General features: G+C 61.4%; 21 protein-coding genes and 1 pseudogene. 18 read left to right on the top strand and 4 right to left on the bottom strand.

Features of this window, described 5'->3' with window-relative positions; genetic code table 11:
• Window positions 1-61: 61 nt before the first annotated feature.
• On the bottom strand, window positions 62-1,642 hold the full coding sequence (locus HMPREF1144_RS19445) for a rhodanese homology domain-containing protein (protein WP_009653752.1): 1,581 nt from the start codon (window positions 1,640-1,642) through the stop codon (window positions 62-64).
• A 1-nt stretch (window position 1,643) separates the two neighbouring features.
• Window positions 1,644-2,240: a cysteine dioxygenase gene (locus tag HMPREF1144_RS19440; RefSeq protein ID WP_009653734.1), complete on the bottom strand. Its 597-nt coding sequence runs from the start codon at window positions 2,238-2,240 to the stop codon at window positions 1,644-1,646.
• Window positions 2,241-2,553: 313 nt separating this feature from the next.
• Between HMPREF1144_RS19440 and HMPREF1144_RS19435 the strand changes: the two genes are divergently transcribed.
• The 7 genes and pseudogenes from HMPREF1144_RS19435 (at window position 2,554) to HMPREF1144_RS19405 (ending at window position 9,590) form a co-directional block, all read left to right on the top strand.
• On the top strand, window positions 2,554-3,447 hold the full coding sequence (locus HMPREF1144_RS19435; RefSeq protein ID WP_009653764.1) for a LysR family transcriptional regulator: 894 nt from the start codon (window positions 2,554-2,556) through the stop codon (window positions 3,445-3,447).
• Between the two features lie 145 nt (window positions 3,448-3,592).
• Window positions 3,593-4,698, top strand: a pseudogene (locus HMPREF1144_RS19430) (LLM class flavin-dependent oxidoreductase).
• A gap of 34 nt (window positions 4,699-4,732) precedes the next feature.
• Window positions 4,733-5,821: an acyl-CoA dehydrogenase family protein gene (locus HMPREF1144_RS19425; protein WP_052544855.1), complete on the top strand. Its 1,089-nt coding sequence runs from the start codon at window positions 4,733-4,735 to the stop codon at window positions 5,819-5,821.
• An 11-nt stretch (window positions 5,822-5,832) separates the two neighbouring features.
• Complete coding sequence (locus HMPREF1144_RS19420; protein WP_009653769.1) at window positions 5,833-6,807, top strand: ABC transporter substrate-binding protein; 975 nt, start codon at window positions 5,833-5,835, stop codon at window positions 6,805-6,807.
• Window positions 6,804-7,832, top strand: a complete 1,029-nt coding sequence (locus HMPREF1144_RS19415; protein WP_004851681.1) for an ABC transporter substrate-binding protein — start codon at window positions 6,804-6,806, stop codon at window positions 7,830-7,832. Before HMPREF1144_RS19420 ends, HMPREF1144_RS19415 begins: the two co-directional genes overlap by 4 nt.
• Complete coding sequence (locus HMPREF1144_RS19410) at window positions 7,813-8,808, top strand: ABC transporter permease (RefSeq protein WP_004851679.1); 996 nt, start codon at window positions 7,813-7,815, stop codon at window positions 8,806-8,808. Before HMPREF1144_RS19415 ends, HMPREF1144_RS19410 begins: the two co-directional genes overlap by 20 nt.
• Complete coding sequence (locus HMPREF1144_RS19405; RefSeq protein WP_009653735.1) at window positions 8,802-9,590, top strand: ABC transporter ATP-binding protein; 789 nt, start codon at window positions 8,802-8,804, stop codon at window positions 9,588-9,590. Before HMPREF1144_RS19410 ends, HMPREF1144_RS19405 begins: the two co-directional genes overlap by 7 nt.
• A gap of 138 nt (window positions 9,591-9,728) precedes the next feature.
• Here the strand turns inward: HMPREF1144_RS19405 and HMPREF1144_RS19400 are convergent, their stop codons facing one another.
• Window positions 9,729-11,801: a TonB-dependent siderophore receptor gene (locus HMPREF1144_RS19400; RefSeq protein WP_085954995.1), complete on the bottom strand. Its 2,073-nt coding sequence runs from the start codon at window positions 11,799-11,801 to the stop codon at window positions 9,729-9,731.
• A gap of 506 nt (window positions 11,802-12,307) precedes the next feature.
• On the opposite strand from HMPREF1144_RS19400, the gene HMPREF1144_RS19395 reads away from it, so the two are divergent.
• The 8 genes from HMPREF1144_RS19395 (at window position 12,308) to HMPREF1144_RS19360 (ending at window position 19,462) form a co-directional block, all read left to right on the top strand.
• Entirely contained in the window at window positions 12,308-13,129 is an 822-nt protein-coding gene (locus tag HMPREF1144_RS19395; RefSeq protein ID WP_009653743.1) for an ABC transporter ATP-binding protein, read from the top strand.
• The gene (locus tag HMPREF1144_RS19390) at window positions 13,126-14,151 is read left to right on the top strand and encodes a FecCD family ABC transporter permease (protein WP_004851672.1); all 1,026 of its coding nucleotides are present in this window, start codon (window positions 13,126-13,128) and stop codon (window positions 14,149-14,151) included. Before HMPREF1144_RS19395 ends, HMPREF1144_RS19390 begins: the two co-directional genes overlap by 4 nt.
• A complete protein-coding gene (locus tag HMPREF1144_RS19385; RefSeq protein WP_009653732.1) occupies window positions 14,148-15,200 on the top strand; it encodes a FecCD family ABC transporter permease in 1,053 nt (350 codons plus the stop codon). The genes HMPREF1144_RS19390 and HMPREF1144_RS19385 overlap by 4 nt, the downstream gene beginning before the upstream one ends.
• Before the next feature lie 16 nt (window positions 15,201-15,216).
• The gene (locus HMPREF1144_RS19380) at window positions 15,217-16,164 is read left to right on the top strand and encodes an ABC transporter substrate-binding protein (RefSeq protein ID WP_004851667.1); all 948 of its coding nucleotides are present in this window, start codon (window positions 15,217-15,219) and stop codon (window positions 16,162-16,164) included.
• Entirely contained in the window at window positions 16,161-17,060 is a 900-nt protein-coding gene (locus HMPREF1144_RS19375) for a MurR/RpiR family transcriptional regulator (RefSeq protein ID WP_009653759.1), read from the top strand. The genes HMPREF1144_RS19380 and HMPREF1144_RS19375 overlap by 4 nt, the downstream gene beginning before the upstream one ends.
• Before the next feature lie 95 nt (window positions 17,061-17,155).
• Window positions 17,156-17,923 carry a basic amino acid ABC transporter substrate-binding protein gene (locus HMPREF1144_RS19370; RefSeq protein WP_004851663.1) on the top strand — a complete coding sequence of 256 codons (768 nt, stop codon included), beginning with the start codon at window positions 17,156-17,158 and terminating at the stop codon, window positions 17,921-17,923.
• A 65-nt stretch (window positions 17,924-17,988) separates the two neighbouring features.
• Window positions 17,989-18,756, top strand: coding sequence for an amino acid ABC transporter permease (locus HMPREF1144_RS19365; RefSeq protein ID WP_004102832.1), 768 nt, complete (start codon window positions 17,989-17,991; stop codon window positions 18,754-18,756).
• Window positions 18,740-19,462, top strand: a complete 723-nt coding sequence (locus HMPREF1144_RS19360; RefSeq protein ID WP_004851660.1) for an amino acid ABC transporter ATP-binding protein — start codon at window positions 18,740-18,742, stop codon at window positions 19,460-19,462. Before HMPREF1144_RS19365 ends, HMPREF1144_RS19360 begins: the two co-directional genes overlap by 17 nt.
• Before the next feature lie 100 nt (window positions 19,463-19,562).
• Here the strand turns inward: HMPREF1144_RS19360 and HMPREF1144_RS19355 are convergent, their stop codons facing one another.
• Window positions 19,563-20,768, bottom strand: a complete 1,206-nt coding sequence (locus tag HMPREF1144_RS19355; RefSeq protein ID WP_009653726.1) for an MFS transporter — start codon at window positions 20,766-20,768, stop codon at window positions 19,563-19,565.
• A gap of 28 nt (window positions 20,769-20,796) precedes the next feature.
• Between HMPREF1144_RS19355 and HMPREF1144_RS33365 the strand changes: the two genes are divergently transcribed.
• From HMPREF1144_RS33365 to HMPREF1144_RS19345, 3 genes are all read left to right on the top strand, one after another.
• Window positions 20,797-20,970, top strand: a complete 174-nt coding sequence (locus HMPREF1144_RS33365) for a hypothetical protein (RefSeq protein ID WP_009653723.1) — start codon at window positions 20,797-20,799, stop codon at window positions 20,968-20,970.
• A gap of 80 nt (window positions 20,971-21,050) precedes the next feature.
• Window positions 21,051-22,202: a M20 aminoacylase family protein gene (locus HMPREF1144_RS19350; RefSeq protein WP_009653762.1), complete on the top strand. Its 1,152-nt coding sequence runs from the start codon at window positions 21,051-21,053 to the stop codon at window positions 22,200-22,202.
• A 235-nt stretch (window positions 22,203-22,437) separates the two neighbouring features.
• Window positions 22,438-23,409 carry an IS110 family transposase gene (locus HMPREF1144_RS19345; RefSeq protein WP_009651684.1) on the top strand — a complete coding sequence of 324 codons (972 nt, stop codon included), beginning with the start codon at window positions 22,438-22,440 and terminating at the stop codon, window positions 23,407-23,409.
• Window positions 23,410-23,534 lie beyond the last annotated feature (125 nt).

Here is a 23,534-nt window from a genome sequence, read left to right as displayed (position 1 = left end):
GACGGGTTCGCAGACGGCGGTGAGCCCGTAGCCCCGCTAAGCGCAGCGCGAGCGGGGGACATCACAATACTTTAAACCCGTGCGTGCCATCGCGCTTCAGCTGTTCAACTAGGCCGAACTCCCAGTCGAGGTAGGCCTGCATTGCCGCGGGTGAGTTATCGGTACCTTCATACGGGCGCTGATAGCGATCGCTGCGCGGCGTCGCCAGATGCGTCTCGCCATGCTCCAGCGCCTGTCCGGCATCAATCCACGCCAGGGTGCCGCCGCTCAGCAGCTGCACCGGTTTACCGGTTAAAGCCGCTACCTCCGGCACCGCGTAGCGGGCCAGCAGGCTGTTGCCACAGGTGACAACGTAACGTTCTCCTTGCGGGATCACCTCCAGCGCCTGGCGCAGCTGCGAACGCACCAGCCAGTAAGCGCCCGGGATATGCCGGGCGACATAGTTGGCGCTGGTGGTAAAGTCCAGCACCACGGTGCCGGGTACCCGCAGCTGTTCCGCTAACTGCTGTGGCGAAATCTCCTCCGCCTGCGACCCCGGCGGTACTTTGGCCGCGGGGGTACCGCGCTCGCTAAAGTCTTCCGCGCGCGCATCGCGTAATACCGCCACTTCCCACCCCATCTGCGCCAGCCAGGACGCCGTTATCGGTGCGCGTATCGCGTCATCGGCAATCAGCACAATCCGCGCCCCGTGCACGCTGGCGAAATGGTCGGTCTCCTGCACCAGCTGCCCGCCGGGCGCGCTAACGCTCAGCGGCAGATGGCCTGCGGCGTACTCCTCCGGGCTGCGAACGTCGAACAGGTAAGTGGTGCGGGCGGGCTGCCGCAGCCAGCGCTGAAGGGTTGGGCTGTCTATAAAGGCGACGCCGGCGCGCTCCGCCAGCTGCCTCACCGCTGCCGCGCGTTCGGATGAGGCGCGAAAATCGGCGTCATAACGCCGCTGCTGGCCGCGCTCAAGGTCAAGTCCGGCTAAGGTCCAGCCGATGGTGCCGTTGCGCAGCGCGTAGACCGGATTGGGCAAACCGGCGTTGCGCAGCGACTGCGTACCGATAATACTGCGCGTGCGCCCCGCGCAGTTGACGATCACCGTCGTCTGCGGTGACGGAATCAGGCCCTCGATGCGCAGCGCCAGCTCCCCGCCGGGCACGCTGATGCTGCCGGGAATAGTCATGGTGTGATACTCATCGAAACGGCGCGCGTCGACGACCACCACCTCCTGTTGACCCTCGAGCAGCGCCTTCACTTCCCCGGCGCTCAGCGAGGGGGTATGCCGCTCGCTCTCTACCAGCTCGCCGAACGCTTTACTCGGCGAATTCACGTCCTGAAACAACTCCCCGCCGCTGCGTTGCCACCCCGAGAGGCCGCCTTCCAGCAGTGCGACATCCTGATAACCCCAGCTCTGCAGGCGCTCGACGGCCCGCTCCGCCAGACCTTCGCCGCCGTCATAGACGGTAATCGGCGTCGTCAGGCGCGGCACGCGCCGAAAAATATCCAGCTCCAGCTTGCTGAGCGGCAGATTAGCGGCAAACAGCGGATGGCTGCGGGCAAAGTCGGCCTCTTCGCGAACGTCGATCAGCGCCAGCTCCGCGCCGTCAAGCAGCGCCTGGCGCAGCTGGGCGGCCGGGCGATAAGAACAGGTGGGCATATTAATTATCCTTTGAGAGATCCCAGATATTGGGCAAGTGGCGATTGGAGTAACCGGAGACAAAAGGTTTGACGAGGCCTTCCGGGGTATAAACCGCTCGCCTGACGCCGCCGATATTGCCGCCGTAAACGTGAATACTGATCGAGACGCTATCCGCGAGGGCGTTGCTCACCCGGTGAATATCGCCGTCGCGGGAAGAGACTTTTTCCACTTCGCCGGGGGAGAGGCGTTCGGCAACGCCGCTGACCACCGGCTGGCCGCGATCGTCCAGGCGGTAGCGCTGATTCTCCTCCGCGCCGCGCAGCATGCCGATGGCGCCCCACACCCGATGATCGTGAATCGGCGTCGATTGCCCCGGCCCCCAGACGAAGCTGACGATGGAGAATCGCTGTCCGGAATCGGCATGCAGCAGGTACTGCTGATAGTGGTGGGGATGCGGCAGGGTGTACTCTTCCGGCAGCCAGTCATCTTTTTTTACCAGCGTGGCCAGGCGCTGGGCCACGGCGTCGAGCAGGGGCTGTTCATCGGCAAATTCGCGATGCAGGGCATCAAGGTCTTGAATAAACTGGCGTAATTTTTCCACTCGCGGTGCGGTCATGTTCGCTTCCTGTTGTCGGGACTGGTCTTTACGCTAGCAAAGGCGTTAATATAATTAAAATGCAATTTCCGCATATATTAATATGCAAAAATAACATTGATAGCCTACCCATCAAGCGTCATTGGCGTAGACAGTTTGAACACGGCCAGCGCGGAAGAACCGGAGCGTACACGTAGTACGTGAGGATTATTCGCTACGCTCCCCCTTCGGGCCGCCCTGAAGGCGTTCAAAACTCTATGAGTTTTGTCTGAGCACTGCCCAGGTTCAAAATGGCAAGCAAAATAGCTCTGATGGGCCAGGCTTTAAGGACGCTATGCGCATCGACGACATTGACGCACTGCTGGCCACCGTGCAGTTCTCCTCGCTTAACCAGGCGGCGGAATATCTCGGTATTACCCAATCGGCGATAACCCGCCGACTTCAGCGGCTAGAGCAAACCCTCAACGTAACGCTGCTGGAGCGTCAGACCCGGCCGCTCACCCTGACCGCCGCCGGGCATCGGGTTTACGAGCAGTGCCTGAGCATCAAGCGGGAGACCAAAAAGCTGTACGGCCTGCTCGACCCCGAGGCCGAACCGCACGGTATCTTGCGTCTTGGGGTACCACAGAGCGTGGCGGAAATAGCCCTGCAGCCGGCGCTGAGCGCGCTGCGCCAGCAGTTTCCCGCCCTGCGACCGCAGGTGACCTGCGGCTGGAGCGGGCTGCTGCAAAAGCGCCTTGAAAGCGTCGAGCTGGACGGCGTGCTGGCGATGGGGCCGGAACAGCAACGCTTTGCTGAGGGCTACGGCGGGCGCCTGCTGTGCCCGCTGGATATTGTGGTGATTGCGGCTAAAAGCTGGCGTCTTCACGCCGGGGCGCTGCGCGACTGCGCGGAAAAAGGCTGGGTGCTCAATTCCGACGGCTGCGGCCTGCGGGCCGGGCTGATCCGCGAGCTGCAGTCCCAGGGGCTGCGTCTGGCGCTGAATGTCGAGACCGCGGGCGCCCAGCTGCAAATCAGCCTCGTGGCGCAGGGGCTGGGGCTTGGCCTGGTGCCGCGCGCCGCGCTGGCCGCCAGCCCGTGGCGCGATGAGGTGACGGTATTGACGCTGGTGGATTTCCAGCCCGAGGTGCATCTGTGGCTGGTTCACGCGCAGAGTCTGGCTAATCTGAGCCAGCCGCTGACTTTTTTCGCCGGCAAAGTCGTTCAGCAGCTAAACGTATCTGGCTGAAACGTATATATAATTTTTATAAATGCTTATCTCGCATATTAAGATATGATAAAAATGCATTTTGTTCATTAAGAGCCCGTGTATAGGGTAATGAAAACGCGCCGCCGCGGCGGCCCACTCATTATCCTTCTACAAGGAGTTCTGCATGAGCATTCAATTTCTCGGCATGATCGGCCACCGCCTGTCGTCGGAAACCATCGCCCCGGTCGGCCCGATTTTTGACCGCGATTACATCGTGCGTTTCGCGCAAACCCACGAGGCCGCCGGGTTTGACCGCCTGCTGGTGGGCCACTGGTCCGATCAACCCGACGGATTCCTGGTGACCGCGCTGGCGGGGCTGTCGACGCAACATATCAGTTTCCTGCTGGCCCATCGTCCCGGTTTTGTCTCGCCGACCCTCGCTGCGCGTAAGTTCGCCACCCTTGAACACCTGCTGGGCGGCCGCCTGGCGGTACATATCATCAGCGGCGGCAATGACGCCGAGCAGCGCCGCGACGGTGATTACCTCGATCACGACCAGCGCTATGCGCGTACCGATGCCTTCCTTGAGACCGTCCGCAAGGTATGGACCGCCGAACAGCCGGTGGATATCGCCAATGACTTTTATCAGGCGGAGCAGGCGTGGTCGGCCATTCGCCCGCTGCAAAAACCGCATATCCCTCTCTATTTCGGCGGTTCGTCGGAAGCGGCCATCGCCGTGGCCGGCAAGCACGCCAACGTCTTCGCCCTGTGGGGAGAGTCGCTGGCGCAAACCGCGGAAACCATCCAGCGCGTGCGGGCCGAGGCGGCGAAACATCAGCGCGAAATCGACTTCAGCGTCTCGTTCCGGCCGATTATCGCCGCGACCGAAGCCGAGGCCTGGGAGAAAGCCGAGCATATCCTGCACGTCGCCACCGAGCGGGTCGGCGCAGAGCGGAGGCGGTTTCAAAGCCAAGCCCGACAGCGTCGGGGCGCAGCGTCTGCGGGCGACGGCGGCGCAGGGTAAGGTGGTGGATAAACGCCTGTGGACCGGGATCGCGCAGCTGGTAGGCGGCGGCCACAATTCCACCGCGCTGGTGGGCACCCCGGAACAGGTCGCCGACGCGCTGCTCGATTACTACGACCTCGGCGTGCGCAACTTCCTGATCCGCGGATTTGACCCGCTCAACGATGCTCAGGAGTACGGTAAAGCGCTGCTGCCGATCGCCCGCGAAAAAGCCGCCCTGCGCGCCGTGGCGGAGCGCGCCTCGTGATCGGTCAGACAAGCGATGACTGGGCGCGGCGGTTGAGGGAGGTTCGCCAGCTGATGGCGGAGCAGGCGGCCAGTCTCGACGCCAGCGGCGACTTTCCCCGCGACAATATTGACCGTCTGCGCCAGCGCGGTTTTTTAAGCCTCGCCGTGCCGCAGCAGTACGGCGGGGAAGGTGCCGAACTTCCCAGGCTTCAGCAGGCCATCGCCGCCATCGCCTGGGGCGAACCGGCGACGGCGCTGATCGTCTGCATGCAGTACCTGCACCATCTGCGGCTGGCGGAAAACGAGAACTGGTCCGAGCCGCTGCGCCAGCGGGTTTTTCACGATGCCGTCGAGCGGGGAGGCTTGATCAACAGCCTGCGCGTAGAGCCGGAACTGGGCTCCCCGGCGCGAGGGGGCCTGCCGCAAACCGTGGCGACCCGCCGCGCGGAAGGGTGGCAGATTAACGGCCATAAAATCTATACCACCGGTATTGAGGGGCTGAGCTGGCTGGCCATCTGGGGCCGCAGCGACGACGCTCCGCCGCTGGTCGGCACCTGGCTGGTGCCCCGCGACAGTGAGGGCGTTACCGTGGTGAACAGCTGGGATCACGCTGGAATGCGGGCAACCGGCAGCCACGAAGTGGTGCTGAACAACGTCCGGGTGGCCGCAGAGCACGCGGTGGACGTGTGGCCTGCCGATGCGCCTCCCGCGCCGGATGCGGACCAGTTTCGTCTGTTTGCCAACCGCCATACGGCGCTGCTGGCGGCGATTTACGACAGCATCGCGCGGGCCGCCCGCGACTGGCTGGTAACGTGGCTGGGTACGCGTATTCCGGGCAGCCTTGGGCAACCGCTTTCCAGCCTGCCGCGGGTGCAGGAAAAAGTCGGCCAGATTGACGGCTGGCTACTGGTCAATCGCACTCTGCTGGAAAAGGCCGCGCAGCTGGGCTTTTCCGCCATTGAGGCGAATCTCGCGAAAGTCACGATTACCGACAACGCCATTCAGGCGGTGAACCTGGCGCTGGAGATGACCGGCAACCATGGCCTGAGTCGGCAAAATCCTCTGGAACGCCACTATCGCAACGTGCTGTGCGGGCGGGTACATACCCCGCAGAGCGACAGCGCGTGGCTGGCGGCCGGCAAACACGCTTTTCAAAAATAAGGATAATTCATATGCGCAGTCTTAATGTTACCAGTTTAGCCGGGGTGGTTATGCTGCTGGCCCTGAGCGGCTATGCGGCGGCTCAGGAGCGAATCACCCTGCGAATTGCCGATCAAAAAGGCGGCATGCGTTCGCAGCTGGAGGCCGCCAACGCCCTGCAGGATCTCCCTTACGAGATTAAATGGGCCGAGTTTCCGGCCGCCGCGCCGCTGGCGGAAGCGCTTAACGCCGGGGCGGTGGATGCGGGGATTATCGGCGATGCGCCGCTGCTGTTCGCGCTGGCTAACGGCGCGCCGGTTAAAGCCATCGCCGTCGATAAAAGCAACCCGGCCGGCACCGCGGTGCTGGTCTCGCCCGGCAGCGCGTTGAAAAGCGCCGCGGATTTAAAAGGCAAACGCATCGCTACCGGTAAAGGGTCGATTGGCCACTTTGTGGCGCTGAAAGCGCTGGAGCAGGCGGGAATTTCGCCGAAAGAGGTGCAGTGGGTGTTTCTCGGTCCGGTGGACGCCAAAGTGGCGCTGCTCAACGGTTCGGTGGACGCCTGGGCGACCTGGGAGCCATACACCACGCAGCTGGTGAAGACCGCCGAGGGGCAGATTCTGGTCAGCGGCAAAGGGCTGCTGCCGGGTAACACTTTCCTGGCGGCAACCGATGATGCCCTTAAGGATCCGCAGAAGCGCGCGGCGCTGCAGGATTACCTCAATCGCCTGGCCGGCGCCGAGCGCTGGGCCTACGCCAATCTCGATAGCTACGGTAAAACGCTGGGGGAAATTATTCGTTTCCCGGCGGATATCGCCCGCGCGCAGTTTGCCAATCGCCAGTCGCAGTGGCTGCGTCTGGACGCGAAGACGGTCGCTCAGCAGCAGTCGACGGCGGACTTTTACCTCGCCAACGGGCTGATCCGCGCAAAGCTGGACGTGACGCCGACGTTTGATAACGGCTTTAGCGTGCCTGCCGCGCAGGCCCATGCGGAGGTGTCGCCATGATGACATCTCGCCGTCGTTTCTTACGCTTGACCGGCAGCCTTGCGCTGGCCGGGGCCTCTCTGCCCCTTTGGGCTCACGATATGGCGGCCATGGCGAGCGGTGAGGAACACCCGGCCCTGCGCCTGGCGCAGCCGTACAAAATCAAGCTGGCGATTAACAAAAGCGCGGTGTGCCTGGCGCCGGTTGCCGTCGCGGAGCAGCAGAAGATCTTCAGTAAATACAATCTCGACGTGGAGTTCGTTAACTTCGGCAACTCGACGGACGTGCTGCTGGAGGCGATTGCCACCGGCAAGGCCGACGCCGGCGTCGGGATGGCGCTGCGCTGGCTGAAGGCGCTGGAGCAGGGCTTCGACGTGAAGCTCACCGCCGGAACCCACGGCGGCTGCCTGAACCTGCTGACGGCGAAAAACTCGCCGTTCGGCGGCCTGGAGAGCCTGAAGGGGCAAACCATCGGCGTCACCGATATGGCCGGGCCGGATAAAAACTTCTTCGCCATCTTGCTTAAGCGCCACGGCATCGATCCGATAAGCGATGTGCAGTGGAAAGTCTATCCGGCAGATTTACTCAGCGTGGCGCTGGATAAACGCGAAATTGCCGCCATCAGCGGCAGCGAACCCTTTAGCTATCGTCTGCTGGATACCGGTAAATATCAGCTTATCGCCAGCAATATGACCGGCGACTATGCCAGGCTGAGCTGCTGCGTACTGGGGGTCAGCGGTAGCCTGGCGCGCGATCATAAACCGGCCGCCGCCGCGCTCACCCAGGCGATTCTTGAGGCGCACAGCTATGCCGCGGCGCACCCGGAGAGCGTGGCGCAATCCTTCCTCGCCCATGCGCTGAATACCAATGAGGCGGAGGTCAGCGGCATTCTCCACGGCCAGGGGCACGGCCATCATGCGGTGGGCGAGGCGTTTGTCAAAGAGCTGACCCAGTACGCCGTGGATCTTCAGCGGGTGCAGGTCATTAAACCGGGAACCGATCCCCATCAGTTTGCGGAGAGCATTTATGTCAACGTTTTCGCCTGAACGGGTGCTGACGCGCCCGGCAAGCGGCAGGCCGCTGTGGAGAGAAGGCTGGCTTGCCGCCGCGCTATGGCTGCTGGGCGGCCTGTTTACCCTGGCCTGGCCCGATGCCGGGCGGCGCTGGCCGTTTAGCGAAGGGTGGGCGCTGGCGCAGCTCACCCTTGGCGGCGGGCTGTTGCTGCTGGCGCTGAGCTACCGCTACTGGCGGCAGCGGGGGACTCGCCTGCAGCATGCCGGAAAGTGGCTGGCGCTGCTGCCGCTGCTTTTTACGCTGTGGGAGGGACTGACGGCCAAGACGGCGTTTCTGCCGGTGCCGTTTTTCGCGCCGCCGCAGGCGCTGATTGAGGTGCTGCACGATGACTGGCCGCGCCTGCTCGATAGCCTTCTGCATTCGCTGGGGCTGCTCGGGCTCGGGGTGCTGCTGGGCACCAGCTGCGGTTTTATCAGCGGGCTGGCGATCGGCTGGTCCCAGCGGATCGGCTACTGGGTGCATCCGGTGTTGCGTCTGCTGGGGCCGGTGCCGTCCACCGCGCTGCTGCCGCTGTGCCTGTTTATCTTCCCCTCCAGCTTCGGCGCCAGCGTGTTTCTGATCGCGCTCAGCACCTGGTTCCCGGTGACCGTGCTGACCTGGTCCGGGGTTATCGGTATCGATAAGGCGTGGTATGACGTGGCGCGAACCCTGGGCGCCAGCCAGCGCTTTCTGATCCTGCGCGTGGCGATCCCCGCCGCGCTGCCGAACGTCTTTGTCGGCCTGTTTATGGGGCTGGGCGCATCGTTTTCGGTGCTAATCGTCGCCGAAATGGTCGGCGTGAAATCCGGTATCGGTTTTTATCTCCAGTGGGCGCAGGGCTGGGCGGCCTATCCCAATATGTACGCGGCGCTGCTGGTGATGGCGCTACTCTGCTCCGGCCTGATTAGCGGGCTGTTTATGGTCCGCGACCGGCTGCTGAGCTGGCAGCGGGGAGGGATGCAATGGTAACCGCGAACGTCACTTCTCAGGCGGCATCGACCGGCGCGGCGGTGTCGATAAGCCATCTGCATCACGCTTTTAGCCTTGGCAAACAGACGGTGCCGGTGCTGGAGAATATCAGCCTGCAGCTGCGGCCCGGAGAGAGCGTCGCGCTGCTCGGTCCTTCGGGCTGCGGTAAATCCACTCTGCTGCGGCTGCTGGCGGGACTGGAGCCGCAGCAGGCCGGGCAAATTCAGATTGATGAGGCGGCGATGGGCGGACCGGGGCCCGAACGGATACTGGTGTTTCAGGATCCGACTCTTTATCCGTGGCTGACGGTACGGCAAAACGTGCTGCTGGGACCGCAGGCGCAGGGGAAAAAGGGGCTTGAGCCAAAGGCCGATGCGCTGATTTCGCGAATGGGGCTGCAGGCGTTTAGCGAAGCGTGGCCGCGCCAGCTTTCCGGCGGGATGGCGCAGCGTGCGGCGCTGGCCCGGGCGCTGCTGAATGAGCCGCGTCTGCTGCTGCTCGACGAGCCGCTGGGCAAGCTCGATTCCCTTACCCGCATCAGCATGCAGCGGGAGCTGATCGCTCTGTGGCAGCAGCAGGGCTATACCAGCCTGCTGGTCACCCACGATATTGAAGAGGCGCTGCTGTTATGCGATCGGGTGTTAATCATGTCGCCGCGACCGGGGCGGATTATCGCCGAGTTTGCGCTTCCGCTGGCGTATCCCCGCCATCGCGACAATCCGCTACTGCTACAGCATCGGCAGGATATTTTGCGCATTCTTGGCCAGGGTGAGGACTGGTAAGAGAAGGCGTTATCCGGAGCGTGCTGATTCTGACCGTTTGGCGGGGATTCCCGGGGTTGGCGCGGTAGGACCGCGCCTTGCCCGGGCTACAGTGTGCTAGCCCGGGTAAGGCGCCGCGATCCGGGACTGGGATAAGGCTTAAAAATCCATCTTCACCGTAAACTGCACTTCCCGCGGGTCGCCGATCTGGTTACCGAGGTTGTTGGTGCCGATGGAGGAGGTGTAGTAGGTCTTATCAAACAGATTTTTCACGTTAACCTGTAGCGTCACCGGATATTGCAGCTTCATCTTATAGGCCGCAAACACATCCGCCACCGCATAGCCCTGCAGATAATAATCCGCGCCGTTGGTGCCGGAACGTTTGCTCACCGCGCGACCGCCGCCCCCCACCGTCAGCGTATTGCTGTCGTAGACATTGTGAATGTCGTAGCTCAGGAACAGCGAACCGTTGTGTTTCGGCACGTTCGGCAGCGGTTTGCCTTTGTAATCCGGATCGTCGGTGACCTTCGCATCGGTATAGCCATAGCTGGCGATAACGCTGAGGTTATCGGTCAGCGACCCGGCCACGTCCACTTCGACGCCGCGGGAGCGCACTTTACCGGCGGTTTTTGCCACCGTCTCATCGCCCACGGATTCCGTGTAGAGGACGTTGCGCTTATCAATATCAAACAGCGCGATATTGGCGGTGACGCCGTTGAACAGATCGAACTTCGCGCCCAGCTCGTACGCCGTGGACTCTTCCGGCGGCAGATTGCCAATATAGCTGGCGATGGAGGACTGCGGCATAAACGACTGCGCCACGTTACCGAACAGGGAGACGGACGGCGTCAGCTTATACACCAGGCCCGCTTTCGGCGTCCATTTCTGGTCGCTGCTGTCGGTATTGACGTTAAACGGGCGGCCCTTGCCGGCGTACTGGGTGTAATACTGATAGCGCACCCCGGCGACGGCAATCCACTTATCGGTAAGATAGAGCGCGTCCTGGAGGTAGCCCGCGTAGCTCTCCTGCTGAATACGCTGGTCGCTGTCGGATGCCGAAACGCTGGAGCATTTGCCAACAGTACCGTAGACCGGATTATAGATATTGAAACCCTTGACGTTCTTACAGCGGATCATATCGGTGCGCAGCAAATCGTAATTCTCATAGGCCAGGCCGGTGAGGATCTCGTTGTAGAAACCGCCAATGACCACGTTACCCTGTAAATCCGCCCGCGTAGTGTGCATTTTCTGGGTGGAGCCGTGGGTGGCATCGACGCGGCGGGTCAGGTTGCCGGTCGCCGAGTCGTAGGCCATTACCCGGGCCTGATCGTCGTTGTAATGATCCTGGCTGTAGCTGTAGTCGAAGCGGGCGGTCCAGGCGTCGCTGAGACGGTATTCGGCATTCAGCTGCGCGAGATCGGAATAACCGTCGGTAATATTAAACGGTTCATCAAAACGCGTTTTGCGATCGACGTTCACCGCATGGCCGGTGTTCAGATCGAAGATGGTGCCGCGATCGAATGGGGCACTGTAGTCACGGTGCGAATATGAGACGTTCACCGTCGCCCGCTCGCCGAACCAGGTCAGGGAGGGGTTAATAAAGCTGCTCTTCTGTTTGCCGAAATTACGCCAGTAATCTTCATGCTGATATTCGCCAATTACCCGATATGCCAGCGGCGTCCCGTCGATGGGGCCGGTGACGTCAAACTGGCCGGTACCGCCGCCAAAGCTGGTGGAGGTGGCGGAGACGGAGCCGCCGAAGCTGCGCTCCGGGCGTTTGGTCACCACGTTGATTAATCCGCCGGGGTCGAGAATACCGTACAGCGTTGAGGCCGGGCCTTTGAGCACTTCGACGCGCTCGGTGGCGGCGGTGAAGCTGCGCGGCAGCACGGTGCGCAGGCCGTTGGTCATGATTGAACCATCGCGGTTAGCGCCGAAGCCGCGGCGGGTGAAGGCGTCCTGGGTCCCGCCGAGGGTATTGGTTTGTACCACGTTGGCGACGTTATACAGCGCTTCGTCGAGGTTCGTCGCATGCTGATCCTCGAGCACCTGCTCGCTGACGGTATTGACCACCTGCGGAATATCCAGCATCGGCATAGTCGTCAGCGTGGCGGTCGAGGTATTGACCGGCTGATATCCCTGGGTGGCGCGTTGCCGAGTGCCGTCGGCCACGACCGTTATGGTCTCGTCAGCGGTTTTCTTTGTTTTATCGGCGCTATTAACCGCTGCCAATAATCCCGGTGAGGTGAAAAAAATCAGTGAAAAAAGCGCACGCCCTTTTAATGCCGAATAAGGGACATTGAGTGGAATCATTTTTGTGTCTCGTGAACGAACCTCGCCTTTGCGGAGAGGTAAAGCCAATAAAATCATTGCCCTGAAAAATAAACCTGGCTGTTTTTTACGCCGCAACGCGCGCCAGATATGTAATTGAGAATCATTCAATCATGAAGGCATGTAGTAGTAAATGTTATGTAAGATAAAAAACTGACGAAACAAATAATCAATCAATTAGAGAGGAATGGGCTGGGTGAAAATTACATATCTTATTGTTTTAATTGATTATTAAAGGCGTTTTATGTTGTGCAGGTTTTAGTAGTAAACCCGCGCGGCCGGCGCCATCATAGGGTATTGACTACTACATTCATCCACCGCATGATCAAAAGAGAATGAGATTTATTTTTGTTTGAGTGCGGAACGAGCGGGCCAGGCGCCACGCCGTTGCGGCGCGGGAGCGAGTTATGCCACAGCGGGTGTTGCCTGCAGAGCAGGGGATCGTCCTTGATTCCCTGTCGGCCGGATATGGCCAGACGCTAATTGTCGACAATATTCATCTGACCATCCCCCACGGGAAAATGACGGTACTGGCCGGCGCCAACGGCTCGGGGAAATCGACGCTGCTGTCGACTATCGCCCGGATGCTCAAGCCGCTGGGGGGCTGCGTACGCCTGGACGGCGAGGTGATTCACCAGATGCCGACCCGGGAGGTGTCCCGGCGGCTGGGGATTCTGCCGCAATCGCCGCTGACCCCGGAAGGGCTGACGGTCTTTGAACTGGTTTCGCGCGGGCGCTACCCCTGGCAGGGGCTGATGCGACAATGGTCCGAGGCCGATGAACGGGCGGTAGAAGAGGCGCTGCGGCTCACCGGTACCGCAGAGTTTGCCCACCTGGCGGTTGATAGCCTCTCCGGCGGCCAGCGTCAGCGCTGCTGGATCGCGATGGCTCTCGCCCAGCAAACGGCGACGATTCTGCTGGATGAGCCCACCACCTGGCTCGATCTGCGCTATCAGGTCGACATCCTTGAACTGCTGCAAACCTTAACCCGCGATCACGGCCGCACGGTGGTCACCGTCCTGCACGATCTGAACTTCGCGGTGAACTACGCCGACCTGCTGGTGTTTCTTAAAAAAGGGCAGATCGCCGGGGTGATTAATGAACAGGAAATCTGTACGCCGGAGCTGATCAAAACCGTCTTTGACGTGGACGTGCAGATGTCGCTCAACCCGCAGACCGGTAAGCCCTTTTTTATGCCGTTCCGCGCCCGTGAGGAGAAAGCGTTATGAGCGCCTCCGCGCTGCTGCTGCCGCGCCGACAATCCCGCCCCCGGCTGGCGCTGGTACTGCTGAGCCTGCTGCTGCTGGGCGGCTCGCTGGTGCATCTCGGGCTCGGCGCGCGCTGGATTGCGCCGCCAACGGTGCTGCAGGCGCTGCTCCATTACGATCCGCGCAATTTTGACCACCGAATTATTGTCGATTTACGCCTGGTACGTCTCGCGGCGGCGCTGCTCACCGGCGGGGCGCTCGGCGTGGCGGGGCTGCTGCTGCAAACCGTGATCCGCAACCCGCTGGGCGAGCCGCATATTCTCGGCCTTAACGCCGGCGCTTCGCTGGCGGTAGTGGCGACATCGGCGCTGGGAGTCAGCCTCGGCGGCGTGGCGTTAGCCAGACCGCTCACCGCCGCCTGCGGCGCGGCGCTGCTGTTTGGCGGCGTGATGCTGCTGTCGTCGTCCGGGCGGGGCGGCGTCACGCCGCTGCGCATTACCCTGTGCGGGGTGGCGCTGTCGGCCTTTGCCTCGGCGGTCACCGCGGCGATTCTGATCCTCGATGAACAAACGCTGCTGGCGATGCGCACCTGGCTGGCGGGCGATCTTGCCGGGCTGAACTGGCAAACGCTGCGCGCTGCGCTGCTCCCGGCGCTGGCGGGAGTGACGATCGCGCTGGTCATCGCGCCGCGTCTTAACGTGCTGGCGCTGGGCGATAAGGTCGCGCTGGGGCTGGGGGTAAAGATTGTTCAGACCCGCCTGCTGGGGCTGACCGCCATTGCGCTATTGTGCGGCTCGGCGGTGGCGGTGGCCGGGCCGATCGGCTTTGTCGGGCTGGTGGTCCCCCACGCGGTGCGCCGGCTGATTAGCGAAGATATTCGCCTGGCGCTGCCGCTGGCCGCTCCGGTTGGCGCTCTGGTGCTGCTGCTGGCGGATATCGCCGCTCGTACCCTGGTTGCGCCCCAGGAGCTGGCAACCGGCGCGATGACCGCGCTGGTGGGGGCGCCGGTATTTATTTTTATCGCCGCGAGGTTTTTTAAATGAAAAGCGCCGTCCGTCGCGCCGGCTTTCGGCCGCTGACCTGCGGCCGCTGGCACATTCTGCTGCGCCCTGCGGCGGTAAAAATCGCCGCTGTCGCGCTGCTCGTCATCGTGCTGCTGGCGCTGTTTGGCCTGACCCGCGGCAGCTTCCCGATGCCCTCCGGTACCCTGTTCCGTGCGCTGCGGGGGGCGGACATCGTGGACGAACAGCAGCGATTTATCCTCTTTGATATCCGCCTGCCGCGGCTGTTTATGGCGCTGCTGTGCGGGGCGATGCTCGGTCTGGCCGGCGCGGCGATGCAGAGCATTACCCGCAACGGCCTGGCGGATCCCGGGCTTATCGGGGTGAAGGAGGGGGCCAGTATTGTCGTTCTGGCGCTGGTGCTGTTCTTCCCGGCGGTGGGCCTGGTCTGGCGGCCGCTGGCGGGAATGCTCGGCGGCGTGCTGGTGGCGCTGCTGGTTCTGGCGCTGGCCCGCGACTGTTCGCGCCCGCGCTTTATTCTCATCGGCATCGGCGTGTCGTGGACGCTGGCGGCGGCGGTGGGCATTTTTATGACCACCGCCGACGTGCGCGATGTTCAAACGGCGATGATCTGGCTGGCGGGCAGCCTGCACGCGGCGACCTGGCCGCTGTTGGCCGTCGCCTTCTGCTGGGCGCTGCCCGGGGCGCTGATCCTTTTTTTGACCGCCAGGGCCGCCGATGCGGCGCTGCTCGGCGACCGCACGGCTATCGGTCTCGGCGTACGCCTGCAGCAGCTAACCCTGCTGCGCTTTTTCGCGCCGGTGCTGCTGACCTCCGCCAGCGTTTCCTGCGTCGGAAGCCTCGGCTTCGTTGGCCTGATGGCGCCGCATATGGCGCGGTTTCTGCTGCGCGGCGGCCAGGTGGCGCTGCTCTGCGGCAGCGCGTTAATTGGCGCGCTGCTGGTGTTAGCCACCGATACCATTGGCCGACTGGCGTTCGCGCCGCTGCAGATCCCCGCTGGGATCGTCATCGCGCTGGTCGGCTGTCCGTTTTTTATCGTTCTGCTCTGGCGTCGTCGTGACGCCCTGTAAATCAATAAGGATCGCTATGCGTTGGTTCGTTTCTCTGCTGGTGCTGCTGGCGGGCGTCGCCTCGGCCGCCGATACGCAAACCTTCACCGATGATTTGGGTCGTACGGTGACCGTTCCGCTGCACCCGCAGCGCATTGTGTCGATGCACGATCTGGATATCACCATCCCGCTGATCGAGCTTGGCGTCCCGCCGGTGGCCAGCCACGGGAGGACGCGTCCGGACGGCAGCCACTTTTTACGCGCCAGCGCACAGCTGACCGGGGTTGATTTCGATAACAGCGCAATTCGGTTTATCGGCACGGCGGATATCGATCTCGAAGCGGTGGCCGCCGCGAAACCGGACCTGATTATTACCGAGCCCAGCCGCCACGTTTCGGTGGAGCAGCTGGAGAAGATTGCGCCAACGGTCAGCATCGACCACCTGCAGGGCAGCGCGCCGCGCATCTACCGCAAGCTGGCGCAGCTCACCGGCACCCAGCCGCGGCTCTTAATCCTCGAACGCCGCTATCAGGCGCAGATAGCCCAGCTAAAGGCAATGGTGGATACGCAAAACATCGTAGTCTCGGTGATTCAGGCCAACAACGGCAAGGTGACAGTGCATCACGCCTATCATGCGCTGGGACGCGTGCTGCGCGATGCCGGATTCCGCTTCCCGCCGCTGATTGACAACATCCCCGATGGCCAGCGTATTGACGTCAGCGCCGAGCAGCTACCGGAGTTGGATGCCGATTTTGTGTTTGCCACCTGGCGCTCCGATACCGGCGGCAGGCCGCAGGATGAGCTGCGGGCGATGGAGGGCGTGATGCCGGGCTGGTGCGACTTTATGCGCGCCTGCCGTACCGGGCGCTATATACTGCTGCCGCGCGAGGAGGTTATCTCTAACTCCTACGCCGCGCTGTCGCTGATGGTCGCCCAGGTACAGTCGCACATTGCCGGTCGTCCTTTGCCCGAGGGGCTGAAATGAAAACGGTGGTCAAAAGAGAGAAGGGGCGGGTTGACCTGTTCGGCGAACGTTTTCGCGCCCGCGCGCATCAGCTGTCTCCGCGTCTGCTGGCGGTGGTGAGCTATATCAACGAAAACCGGGAAGCGGTGCTGGAGCGCACGGCCATGGAAATCGCGAGCGCGACCAACACCTCGGACGCCACGGTGGTGCGCGCCATCCAGGCGCTCGGCTTTGCCGGACTGCGGGAGCTGAAGCAGACCATGGAGCGCTGGTTCGGCCCGTCGGCGACCTCGTCGGAAAAAATGATCTCCACGGTGAGCGCCTTATCCAGCGACGTTAATTCGAGCATCGATTTCGTGCTGGAAGGGCATCAGCGGGCCTGCGAAGTGCTTGCGCGCCCCGACAACCGCGCCGCGGTGGCCCAGGCGGTGGCGCTGCTGACCGACGCGCGCCAGGTGGGGATTTTTGGGATCGGCGCCTCGGGCATTCTGGCGGAGTATACCGCCAGGCTGCTGAGCCGCATCGGCCTGCCTTCGTACGTGATGAACCGCACCGGGTTTAGCCTCGCCGAGCAGCTGATCGGCCTGCAGCGCGGCGACGTGCTGATTATGATGGGGCAGAAGTCGCCGCACCGGGAGGGGATGACGACCCTGCGCGAGGCCCGCCGTCTGGGGATCCCGACGATTTTACTCACCCAGGCGCTGGACTCCCGCTTTAGCCAGGAGGCGCAGGTGGTGATTGAGGTGCCGCGCGGCGGCGATAATGGGCGGGTGCCGCTGCACGGGACGGTGCTGGTTTGCCTGGAGATGATCGTGCTGTCGGTCGCCTCCACCGCGCCGCAAAAAACGGTGAAATCGATGAAGCGGATCAATGAATTGCATCGGGCCATCGGGAAATCCGGCGGTAAACGAAGCTAAACGGCAGATAATTTACCGTCGGGAAGGTTTCCGGTTGCATGCCATGCTGACAGTGTGTATTTTTATGCAAAATTAATGCATAAAACGGAGTTGTTATGGTTAAGAAGTGGATGAAAGCATGCTGCCTGGTGGCGGCGATGATCGGCACCGCCCACGCGGCTCAGCAAACTTACGTGGTGGGATCTGGCGGAACCTATCGCCCGTTTGAGTTCGAGAACAGCCAGAAACAGCTGGAAGGTTTTGATATCGATATCATCAAAGCGATCGCCAAAGCGGAAGGCTTTGATATCAAACTGGTCAATACGCCGTGGGAAGGGATCTTCGCCACCCTCAACACCGGCGACCGCGACATTATTATCTCCGGGATCACCATCACCGATAAGCGTAAGCAGATGGTGGATTTCTCCGCCCCTTATTTCCCGGCCGAACAGTCCATCGTCGTGCCGGCGGATTCAAAGGTCTCCTCCCTTGAGGCGCTGAAAAACGAGAAAGTCGGCGTGGTGAACTCCAGCACCGGCGATATCGTGGTTTCCGACGTGCTGGGCAAGAACAGTACCGCGATCAAGCGTTTTGATAATACTCCGCTGATGCTGCAGGAGCTGTTTGAAGACGGCGTGAGCGCGGCGGTTGGCGACGTCGGCGTAGTGAAATACTACATCAAGCAGCACCCGGAGAAGCAGTTCAAGCTGGTGCCGGATGCCAAATTTGAGCGCCAGTATTTCGGCATCGCGGTGGCGAAAGGCAACAGCGAGCTGCAGGCGAAGATCAACGCCGGTTTACAGAAAATCATCGCTGACGGCACCTACGCCAAAATCTATAAAACCTGGTTCGACGAGAACGTCCCGACGCTGCCAGCGCAATAATTCGCATTTTTATTTTCATCACGGCTATCGACTCTGGCGATAGCCGTATTTTTTAGGGAAGGGCTATGACGGGATTCCGTTGGGAGATCATTGAGGAGTACGGTCCGCTGTTTATGGACGGTGCCCTGATGACCATTAAATGTACCATTATCTGCGTGATCCTCGGCACCCTGTGGGGGCTGACCCTCGGGCTGGGACGCATGGCGAAAGCCGAGCATGGGGTATGGAAATACGTTCTGCGTTACCTGGTGCAGTTTCCGGTTCGCTTTTACGTCAGCGCGTTTCGCGGCACGCCGCTGTTCGTGCAAATTATGGTGGTGCACTTCGCGCTGGTGCCGCTGTTTATCAACCCCCGCGACGGTTTGCTGGTGACCAGCGGCATGATGAGCGCTGATTTCGCTCGCGAGCTGCGCTCAAACTACGGCGCGTTTCTCTCCTGTATCGTGGCGATTACGCTGAATGCCGGGGCCTACGTGTCGGAGATCTTCCGCGCCGGGATCCAGTCGATCGATAAGGGGCAGATGGAAGCTTCCCGCGCGCTGGGTATGCCGTGGTGGAAAACCATGCGTCAGGTGATTCTGCCGCAGGCGTTTCGCCGCATTCTGCCGCCGCTGGGCAATAACGCTATCGCCATCGTTAAGGACTCCTCGCTGGCGTCGGCCATCGGTCTGGCGGATCTGGCCTACGCCGCGCGCACCGTTTCCGGCGCCTACGCCACCTACTGGGAACCCTACCTGACCATCTCCCTGGTTTACTGGGTTATTACTTTCCTGCTGGCGCAGCTGGTTAACCGTCTGGAAAAGAGGTTTGGCAAAAGTGATTCACATTCGTAATTTACACAAGCGCTTCGGCGACAGCCACGTTCTGCGCGGCATCAGCTGCGATATTAAGCCGCAGGAAGTCGTGTGTATTATCGGCCCGTCCGGTTCCGGGAAAAGCACCTTTCTGCGCTGCATGAACGCGCTGGAAACCGTCAGCGAAGGCGAGGTTGAGGTGAACGGCTTTGCTGCCCACGATCGCGCCACCGATCTGAATAAGATGCGGGAAAGCGTCGGCATGGTCTTTCAGCGCTTCAATCTGTTCCCGCACAAAACGGTGCTGGAAAACCTGATTATGGCCCCGATGAGCCTGCGTGGCACGGCGCGCGCGGAGGCGGTGCGTCTGGCGGAAGAGCTACTGGCGAAGGTCGGGCTGAGCGACAAGCGCGACGCCTGGCCCTCCAGCCTTTCCGGCGGCCAGCAGCAGCGGGTGGCCATCGCGCGCGCGCTGGCGATGAAGCCATCGATTATGCTGTTTGATGAGCCCACTTCGGCGCTCGATCCTGAGCTGGTGGGCGACGTGCTGGAGGTGATGAAAAACCTCGCCAGCGAAGGGATGACCATGGTAATCGTAACCCACGAGATGGGCTTTGCCCGCGAAGTGGCCGACCGGGTTATCTTTATCGACCAGGGCATCATTCAGGAAGAGGGGAAACCGGCGCAGATCTTTAGCGCGCCGACTAACCCGCGCACCGCCGCGTTTTTAAGTAAAGTGCTGTAATTAATAACGACCCCGGCGCGCGACTGCGCTGCCGGGGAGAAGACCTTGCGCGGACGATGAGGGCGCTTTCGTTCTGCCGAACCGTGACTGCCCTTAAGCGTTACCGCGCCGCCTCGCTAATATCATCCATCTCTTCTTCGCGCTCGCGTTCGTCCGCCAGCAGCGCTTTTTCGCTTTTACCCAGGCACTGAATCAGCAGGAACAGCGCGCCGCTGACAAACAGCGTCATCAGCAGACCATCATACCCCGCGACGCTGATCAGCAATCCGCTGACCACCGGCCCGGCCACGCTCCCCGCGGACCAAAAGAATCCCAGCAGGGCGTTGATCATAATCAGCTTCTGCCCGGAGAAGGTCTTCCCGGCGCGGACCAGCGACAGGGTATAGAGCGCCCCCGCCGCGGCGCCGAGAAGCAGGCAGCCGACAATCAGGTGGATATGCGACGCCAGCAGGAATGGTAAGGCCAGCAGGGCGAGGCAGAAGACCACCGCGCAGGTCAGATGTACGCGGCGGATACCGAAGCGGTCGGCAATCCAGCCCAGCGGCGCCTGGAATAGCGCATCGCCGGTTAATACCACCGTGACCAGCAGTACCGCCGTCACTTCACTCAGCCCTTTATCCATACCGTAAAGCGGCAGCAGCGCCAGTATGCTGGCATCGAAAAAGGCGAAGCAGAATACGCCGGAAGCCAGTACCGGCAAAAAGGCGCCGAGGCTGCGCCAGCTGGCGCGTTCCGCCAGCCGTTCGCGGCTGCCGGAGGGCAAATGGCGGAGCATCAGCAGGCAGGCGAGGGTCACCAGCCCGACGAGCAGCAAAGTCCATGATTGATACGCTTCTCCGGCGGAGATCAGCAGCGGTCCCGCCAGCTGACAGCCGGTAAAGGCGGAGGCATAAATGCCGGTCAGGGTTGCCCGGTTTTTCCCCGCCGCGCCGCCGGTGATCCAGCTTTCGCCAATGACGATAATCACCCCCGACGCCAGGCCGGTAACCAGCCGCGGCAGCAGGAGATGAACCATATCAAACGACAGGCAGGAGGCGATGGTTGCCGCCGCCAGCGCCACCAGGCTGACGGAGAGCAGAAGCCCCATCTCAAAGCGCCGGCACAGCGCGGGCGAGAGGAAGGAGGAGATCATCATCCCCGCTGGCGGTAGCGCGGCCAGCAGGCCGACGTAAACGGTATCAATCTGCTGCTGCGCCAGCTCCAGACTGATTAAGGGTACCGTGTATCCGGTGATAAATCCCACTAATGAAGCCGCCATGATCATCGCCAGCGTGGGGGCAAGACGATTCTGCTCTGGGTTGAACATTTTATTTCCGGTTAAGGAGGTCTGTAGAGTGAATTATTCGGCAAAACGCCAGTATAGCTGCATAATAATTAATCGCACGCCTTATGTCACCGTTGATATGACTACAAAAAAATGCAGTGCAGGCGGGATGCCGCGCAAAGGCGCGTTGATGCAGGGTTTGGCGGCAGTTGTCAGCGAGCAGGCGAAAGGATATAACCAATAGGCTGGCGGACTACCTGTAGCCCCATTTTATTGAATAACACACTCGTTCAGCGCTGATGCTGTGCAGGAAAGGAGTATGACATGGCAGTATCCTCTTCACTGATCGCCGAGGCCATGCGCTGGCGACGTGATTTTCATGCTTGCCCTGAGCTGGGGTATCAGGAACAGGAAACCTCCCGCCGGGTCGCTGAACTGCTCGCTTCATTTGGCCTTCAGGTGCATCGCGGGCTGGCGGGTACCGGCGTGGTCGCGACGCTGGAGAACGGCCCGGGTCCGGTAATTGGCCTGCGGGCCGATATGGATGCGCTGCCGATCGCCGAGCAGAGCGATGTCGACTATAAATCGCGCAATCCGGGCGTGATGCACGCCTGCGGCCACGACGGCCATAGCGCGATGCTGCTGGCGGCAGCGGCGCATCTGGCGCAAACCCGCCGCTTTCGCGGTACCGTTCACTTTGTTTTCCAGCCCGCTGAGGAGAACCTGGGCGGCGCGCGTAAGATGGTGGAAGAGGGGCTGTTTGCGCGCTTCCCGATGGATGCCATTTACGCGCTGCACAACTGGCCGGGTATGCCGCTGGGCCAGGTGGCGATCGGCAGCGGGGCGATGATGGCCTCTCTCGATGCGTTTGAAATCACCCTGACCGGCAAGAGCTGTCATGCGGCGATGCCGGAGCGCGGGGCGGACCCGATTGTCGCCGCGGCGCAGCTGATTATGGCGCTGCAAACCATTCCGTCGCGCCGCCTGTCGCCGCAGGAATCCACGGTGGTAAGCATTACCCAGATTTCAGGCGGGGAGGCGATCAACGTGCTGCCGGATAAAGTGGTGCTGCGCGGAACCTTCCGCTGTCTGAATAACCAGGTGCGTGAGCGGGTCAGGGGGCTGATTGAAAGCTATGTCGCCGCCCAGCCGCAGGTATCAGACGTGGAAGGCAAAATCGCCTGGTATCCCGGTTATCCCGTCACCACCAACCACCCGGCTGAAGCGCAAAAGGTTCGCGAGGTGGCGATCGCGCTGCTGGGGGAATCGGCGGTGAGCTGGAACGGCAATCCCTCCATGGCCTCGGAAGATTTTGCCTGCATGCTGGAGGCCTGCCCGGGCGCCTATTTCTGGATTGGCACCGATGGCGAGACGGCGTCAAAGCCGCTGCATAACGCCGGATATGATTTTAACGATGCGCTGATCCCGCACGGCGTGGCGCTGTGGACGGCGCTGGTGGAGAAACTGTTGGCGTAAGAGATCGATCCCGGAGGCGATGCTGCGCATCTGTCCGGGCTTGTATGATTACTCCATCAGAAAGAACCGGCCAGTTCTCTCTGATGGCGGTCCGGATGCCGTGTCCGGGCTTAGGCTTTCGCGCCTGTTCCGTAGATCCTTTGCACCGGACCGCCGTTCTTTCTCATGTGATAAACCGGACAGTATCATGGACCGGCTTTCACCGGTAACCCGTATTTGCAAGGTTGGTTTCACTATGGAAAATGAACTCCACTTCATCGGTATTGATGTCGCCAAAGCTAAACTGGATGTCGACATTCTTCGCCCTGATGGCCGGCATCGTTGTAAAAAATTTGATAATACCCTCTCCGGACACGAAGCGCTGGTCCGCTGGCTTCGCGGCCATGACGTGAACCGTGCCCATGTCTGCATGGAGTCCACCAGCACCTACATGGAAGACGCGGCCGCGCATCTGAGTGATGCCGGGTATACCGTGTCCATCATCAACCCCGCCCTCAGTAAAGCTTTCGCACAGAGTGAGGGGTTGCGCAGTAAAACTGACAAAGTGGACGCCCGTATGCTGGCTCACTTCTGCCGGGAAAAACGCCCGTCAGCCTGGGAGGCCCCTCATCCGACAGAGCGGGCACTGAAAGCCCTGGTGTTAAGGCATCAGGCGCTGACAGAGATGCAGACGCAGGAGAAAAACCGGCGGGAAACCGCGCCGGAGGTTCAACTGGCCAGCATTGATATCCTGCTGGGATGTCTGAGCGCGGAGCTGACGCGTATCGAAAAACAGATAAAAGACCTGACGGATAACGACCCGGATATGAAACGACGGCGGAAGCTGCTGAACAGTATCCCGGGCATCGGGGAGAAAACAGCGGCGGTTCTGCTGGCGTATACGGGCCTGAAGCTGAAGTTCGGTACAGCGCGGCAGTTCGCGGCGTATGCGGGACTGACGCCGGTGCAGCATGAGTCGGGCAGCAGCGTGATGCGGGCGAGCCGGATGAGCAAAGCGGGGCCGGTTCAACTGCGCAAGGCGTTATACATGCCGGCATTATCGGCGCTGTACCATACGGCGTGGGGAAAAGCGTTCAGGAAAAGGCTGGAAGAGAGCGGAAAGCGGGCAAAAGTCATCATAGGGGCGATGATGCGAAAGCTGGCGCAGGTGGCGTACGGTGTACTGAAGTCAGGAAAGGCGTTCGATGCGTCACAGCATGGTTGTTGATAGCGTAAGAAAGAGTGCCGGATTAAACGACAGCACCGGATGGCGCTGTCGTTGTTGTGCCTGTCATCCGGGAGCCGGAAAAGGTGACAGTAGTTAAAAGAGTTGCAGGCGTTCACAGTATCTAC

The sequence above is a fragment of the Klebsiella sp. OBRC7 genome (assembly GCF_000293135.1).
GTDB lineage: Bacteria > Pseudomonadota > Gammaproteobacteria > Enterobacterales > Enterobacteriaceae > Klebsiella > Klebsiella michiganensis.
The sequence above is the reverse complement of the archived record's forward strand: the minus strand, read 5'-3'. Positions and strand labels throughout refer to the sequence as shown.

Coding starts and splice junctions, on each gene's coding strand:
- HMPREF1144_RS19445 (WP_009653752.1), bottom strand. CDS start 1,642: ATGCCCACCTGTTCTTATCGCCCGGCCGCCCAGCTGCGCCAGGCGCTG.
- HMPREF1144_RS19440 (WP_009653734.1), bottom strand. CDS start 2,240: ATGACCGCACCGCGAGTGGAAAAATTACGCCAGTTTATTCAAGACCTT.
- HMPREF1144_RS19435 (WP_009653764.1), top strand. CDS start 2,554: ATGCGCATCGACGACATTGACGCACTGCTGGCCACCGTGCAGTTCTCC.
- HMPREF1144_RS19425 (WP_052544855.1), top strand. CDS start 4,733: ATGGCGGAGCAGGCGGCCAGTCTCGACGCCAGCGGCGACTTTCCCCGC.
- HMPREF1144_RS19420 (WP_009653769.1), top strand. CDS start 5,833: ATGCGCAGTCTTAATGTTACCAGTTTAGCCGGGGTGGTTATGCTGCTG.
- HMPREF1144_RS19415 (WP_004851681.1), top strand. CDS start 6,804: ATGATGACATCTCGCCGTCGTTTCTTACGCTTGACCGGCAGCCTTGCG.
- HMPREF1144_RS19410 (WP_004851679.1), top strand. CDS start 7,813: ATGTCAACGTTTTCGCCTGAACGGGTGCTGACGCGCCCGGCAAGCGGC.
- HMPREF1144_RS19405 (WP_009653735.1), top strand. CDS start 8,802: ATGGTAACCGCGAACGTCACTTCTCAGGCGGCATCGACCGGCGCGGCG.
- HMPREF1144_RS19395 (WP_009653743.1), top strand. CDS start 12,308: ATGCCACAGCGGGTGTTGCCTGCAGAGCAGGGGATCGTCCTTGATTCC.
- HMPREF1144_RS19390 (WP_004851672.1), top strand. CDS start 13,126: ATGAGCGCCTCCGCGCTGCTGCTGCCGCGCCGACAATCCCGCCCCCGG.
- HMPREF1144_RS19385 (WP_009653732.1), top strand. CDS start 14,148: ATGAAAAGCGCCGTCCGTCGCGCCGGCTTTCGGCCGCTGACCTGCGGC.
- HMPREF1144_RS19380 (WP_004851667.1), top strand. CDS start 15,217: ATGCGTTGGTTCGTTTCTCTGCTGGTGCTGCTGGCGGGCGTCGCCTCG.
- HMPREF1144_RS19375 (WP_009653759.1), top strand. CDS start 16,161: ATGAAAACGGTGGTCAAAAGAGAGAAGGGGCGGGTTGACCTGTTCGGC.
- HMPREF1144_RS19370 (WP_004851663.1), top strand. CDS start 17,156: ATGGTTAAGAAGTGGATGAAAGCATGCTGCCTGGTGGCGGCGATGATC.
- HMPREF1144_RS19365 (WP_004102832.1), top strand. CDS start 17,989: ATGACGGGATTCCGTTGGGAGATCATTGAGGAGTACGGTCCGCTGTTT.
- HMPREF1144_RS19355 (WP_009653726.1), bottom strand. CDS start 20,768: ATGTTCAACCCAGAGCAGAATCGTCTTGCCCCCACGCTGGCGATGATC.
- HMPREF1144_RS19350 (WP_009653762.1), top strand. CDS start 21,051: ATGGCAGTATCCTCTTCACTGATCGCCGAGGCCATGCGCTGGCGACGT.
- HMPREF1144_RS19345 (WP_009651684.1), top strand. CDS start 22,438: ATGGAAAATGAACTCCACTTCATCGGTATTGATGTCGCCAAAGCTAAA.